Here is a 4,122-nt window from a genome sequence, read left to right as displayed (position 1 = left end):
CTCGGTAGCGTCCGATGTGTATAATAGACGGCCCCCCGCGCAGCGCCGCGCGCCGGTCGGCGAGCGCCTCGACCGCGGCCGGCTGCCCGGGGGCTGTGCCGCCACCGGACAGCGCGAAGACCTCCAGCCACGTCGCGACGGCCGCGTCGTCGTTCAGCGTCACCGGCGACAGCATCTCCATGACCGTCCTGGTGGCCAGGTACTCGGGCGGCAGCCGGACCCCGGCGTCCCGCAGCTCCCGGTCGGCGGCCGACTGGGCGCGGCGCAGCGCGTCCGACCGCGCCCGCGTCGCGAGCAGCACCGCCGACCGCACCAGCCCGGGGCGGGCGAGGGCCAGCTCCTGCGCGATCATCGCGCCCATCGACGCGCCGACCAGATGGCACGGGCCGAGCCCCAGCCCCTCGATCAGGCCCGCCGTGTCGGCGACCAGATCGGCGAGGGCGTAGTCGCCGGCGGGCGCGTCCGACGGCGGCACGCCGCGGTTGTCGAACGTGACCGTCTCGAATCCCGCCCTGTTCAGCGCCGGTGTCTGGTGCATGGTCCACACATGTCCGGCCGCGGACGACCCCATGATCAGGAGAACGGGCTCGCCGCGGCCGCGGCGCTGATAGGAAATCCGCATGCCGTTGCTTTCAACGAATGGCATGAACTGCACCATGTCACCGCACCACGCGACCGATCAATACCGGAAAGATTGACTCTACCGGGCGCGTTGCCCGGCGGTCGCCGGCCGTTCACCGGACGGTGTTCAACTGCCGTGGGGGTGCAGTTGAACACCGCTCCGCAAGGTTAAACACCGCTGCCGCCACCGGAAAGCGCGGAGTATGGTGCGACAGCCCGCCGCCGATTCGTCTGTTACCCATTTGGAGGTAGGTCTGCGATGGCCGATGAGCAGTTGTTCCTGAAGTCAAAGGTCATTGTCGAGCCGCTGCAGGACAGATTCTTCGCGTGGCCGCACACGGTCGCGCCGGTGCAGTCGGCGATGAACCTCGCCTTCCTCCAGGTGCCGCTCCTGGAGTCCTATCTGCAGTCGCCGCAGGTGCACGTCGCGGCCAGCAACAACCCGGAACTGCGCGGCGGCTACTTCATCAACGTCCCCGAGGAGCGCGCCGGCGAGGTCCGCGACCTCCTCGACGCGATCAAGCGGGACCGCGCGCACGTCCTGGACTTCGCCGCGGCCGTCGCCGCCGGCCAGGAACTGCTGCGCGCCAACGCCACCGGCTTCGACCTGACCCCGCTCTACCCGAAGCTGCCGCCGGAGCTCGGCGGCTTCGTCGAGCTGGCCTACGACACCGACAACCAGGCGCAGCTGCGGTTCATGGAGCCGCTCGTCTACACCAGCGACGTCTACCAGGAGTCGCGGCAGTCGGTGCAGCTGTCCTTCGAGACCGGCGTCGAGCGCCCGTTCATCCTGAGCACGCCGCGGCTGCCGTCGCCGGACGTCCTCGAACTCGCCATCCCGTTCCGCCACCCCGGCCTGGAGGAACTGTTCAAGGCCCGCGTGCACGGGACGACGCTCGCCCACCTGCGGGACGCCCTCGAACTCGACGACGCGCAGGCCGCGCACCTCGCGACCATGCTCGACACCCGGCCCAGCCTCGCCCCGGACCGCCACATCGACGCCGGCGGCCGTATCCGCTACTTCGGGCACGCCTGCCTGGTCCTGCAGACCCCGCAGGCCGCGATCGTCACCGACCCGTTCATCAGCGCCGACAGCACCGCAGGCGACCGCTACACCCTGGACGACCTGCCCGACTACATCGACCTGGTCCTCATCACCCACGGGCACCAGGACCACATCGTCCTGGAGACGCTGCTGCAGCTGCGCGGCCGGGTCGGGACGATCGTGGTGCCGCGCTCGTCCCGCGGCAACCTCTGCGACCCGTCCATGGCGCTCATGCTCCGCCACCTGGGCTTCCCCGTCACCGAGGTCGACGACTTCGACGAGGTCGAGTTCCCCGGCGGCAAGGTCACCGCCACGCCGTTCCTCGGCGAGCACTGCGACCTCGACATCCGCGCCAAGTCGACCTACTGGGCGGAGGTCGCCGGCAAGAACGTCTTCATCGGCGCCGACTCCTCCGGCATCGACCCCGCCCTCTACCGGTACGTCAAGCGGCACCTCGGCACCGCCGACCTGGCGTTCCTCGGCATGGAGTGCGACGGCGCCCCGCTGACGTGGCTGTACCAGGCGCTGCTCACCGTCCCGGTCACCAAGAAGATGAGCGACTCGCGCAAGCTGTCCGGCTCCAACGCCGAGCAGGCCGCCGCCATCATGACCGAACTCGGCGCCGGCGAGGCGTACGTGTACGCGATGGGGGAGGAGCCGTGGCTCGGCCACGTCATGGCGACGACCTACACCGAGGACACCTACCAGCTCAAGCAGATCGACGAGTTCATGACCTGGTGCAAGGACCGCGGGATCCCCGCCGGTCACCTGTTCGGGCAGCAGGAGTGGCGCTGGTAGCGGCGGCCCCGCGCAGGCGACGGCCCATCACCTTCGGAAGGCGGGAGTGACCCCATGTCGACCGCAGTACCCCTGATCCGCAGCAAGCCCCGCATGTGGGGGTGGACGTTCCGGTGACCATCACCGCGCCGGCGCCGGCGGGCGGCCCCGCCGGGACCGCGCCCGCCGCGACGGCCCGTGCCACCACGATCGTGGGCGTCGGCACGGCGACCACCGGCGACTCCTACACCCAGCACGAGATCCTCGACACGCTCGCCATCACCGACCCGCGCGTCCGCTCCGTCTTCCTCAACAGCGCGATCGAGCGGCGCCACCTCGTGCTCCCGCCGCGCGACGCCGGCGGCGGCCGCGTCCCCGAAGCGCAGGGCGACCTGCTCGCCAAGCACCGGCGGCACGCCGTCGACATGGGCGCCGGGGCCGTGGACGCGTGCCTGAAGGACGCCGGCCTGAGCCGCGCCGACATCGGCTACCTGTGCTGCGTCACCACGACCGGGTTCCTCAGCCCCGGGCTGAGCGCCTACCTCGTCCGCGACATGGGCCTGCCGACCGGCGTCGGCCGCGTCGACGTCGTCGGGATGGGCTGCAACGCCGGGCTGAACGCGCTGAACGCCACCGCCGGGTGGAGCGCCGCCAACCCCGGCAAGGTCGCCGTCATGGTGTGCGCCGAAGCCTGCTCGGCCGCCTACGTCATCGACGGCACCATGCGCACCGCCGTCGTGAACAGCCTGTTCGGCGACGGCGCCGCGGCCGTCGCGCTCGTCACCGCCCCGCCCGGGGGCGACGAGCCGGGGATGCCGGACGCCGCCGGCGGGGCCCGCGTGCTCGGGTTCGCCAGCCACCTCATCACCGACGCGATCGGCGCGATGCGCTACGACTGGGATGACGCGCAGGGAAAGTTCAGCTTCTACCTCGACCCGGACGTCCCCTACGTCGTCGGCGCGAACGCCGAACAGGTCGTGGACCGGCTGCTGTCCGGCGCCGGCCTGCGCCGCAGCGACATCGCGCACTGGCTGGTGCACTCCGGCGGCAAGAAGGTCATCGACGCCGTCCGGGTGAACCTGCGCCTCACCCGGCACGACCTGCGCCACACCAGCGGCGTCCTGCGCGACTACGGGAACCTGTCGAGCGGCTCGTTCCTGTTCTCCTACGAGCGGCTGCTCCGCGAAGGCGCGGTCACCGCCGGCGACCTCGGCGTCCTGATGACCATGGGACCCGGCTCGACCATCGAAACGGCACTGGTGCAGTGGTGACGGAGGGCCGGATGACGGACACGCACGCCCTGACGATCGACGGGCGGGAACCACTGACACCCGAGGCCGTCGCCGCGGTCACCGCCATCTGCGACGCCGTCGAGGACGGCGCCGGGGACGGCCTGGTCGTCGTCCGGGCGTCCGGCGCGCCCGGCGACCGCGCGCCGGACGGGCTGACGGTCGGGCTCGTCAGCAAATGGGAACGCGCGCTGCGCCGGCTGGAACGGCTGCCCGCCCTCACGATCGCCGTCCTCGACGGCGACTGCGGCGGGCCCGCCCTGGACGCGCTGCTCGCCACCGACCACCGCATCGCCACCCCCGCCGTCCGGCTCGTCCCGCCCGTCCGGGCCGGGGCGGCCTGGCCCGGGCTGGCGCTCTACCGGCTGGCGCGGCACGGCGCGGGCGCCG

Annotated in this window: 4 protein-coding genes; 3 read left to right on the top strand and 1 reads right to left on the bottom strand. The window is 72.0% G+C overall.

The window, feature by feature from the left end; all coding sequences use genetic code 11:
- The coding region (locus HUX53_RS27200; protein ID WP_176406064.1) for an alpha/beta fold hydrolase at positions 1-646 on the bottom strand (646 nt) is incomplete at its 3' end.
- A gap of 234 nt (positions 647-880) precedes the next feature.
- Here HUX53_RS27200 and HUX53_RS27195 point away from each other — a divergent pair.
- The 3 genes from HUX53_RS27195 to dpgB all read left to right on the top strand — a co-directional run.
- A complete protein-coding gene (locus HUX53_RS27195) occupies positions 881-2,464 on the top strand; it encodes an MBL fold metallo-hydrolase (RefSeq protein ID WP_176406063.1) in 1,584 nt (527 codons plus the stop codon).
- Positions 2,465-2,577: 113 nt separating this feature from the next.
- On the top strand, positions 2,578-3,714 hold the full coding sequence (dpgA, locus tag HUX53_RS27190; RefSeq protein ID WP_309237463.1) for a 3,5-dihydroxyphenylacetyl-CoA synthase DpgA: 1,137 nt from the start codon (positions 2,578-2,580) through the stop codon (positions 3,712-3,714).
- Between the two features lie 11 nt (positions 3,715-3,725).
- Positions 3,726-4,122, top strand: a 397-nt coding sequence (gene dpgB, locus HUX53_RS27185; protein ID WP_309237462.1) for an enoyl-CoA-hydratase DpgB, incomplete at its 3' end; no start/stop codon positions are given.

Source organism: Actinomadura sp. BRA 177, from assembly GCF_013372625.1.
Classification (GTDB): domain Bacteria; phylum Actinomycetota; class Actinomycetes; order Streptosporangiales; family Streptosporangiaceae; genus Spirillospora.
The sequence above is the reverse complement of the archived record's forward strand: the minus strand, read 5'-3'. Positions and strand labels throughout refer to the sequence as shown.

Excerpts from the sequence above, each read along its gene's own strand:
- HUX53_RS27195 (WP_176406063.1), top strand. The coding sequence starts at position 881 with ATGGCCGATGAGCAGTTGTTCCTGAAGTCAAAGGTCATTGTCGAGCCG.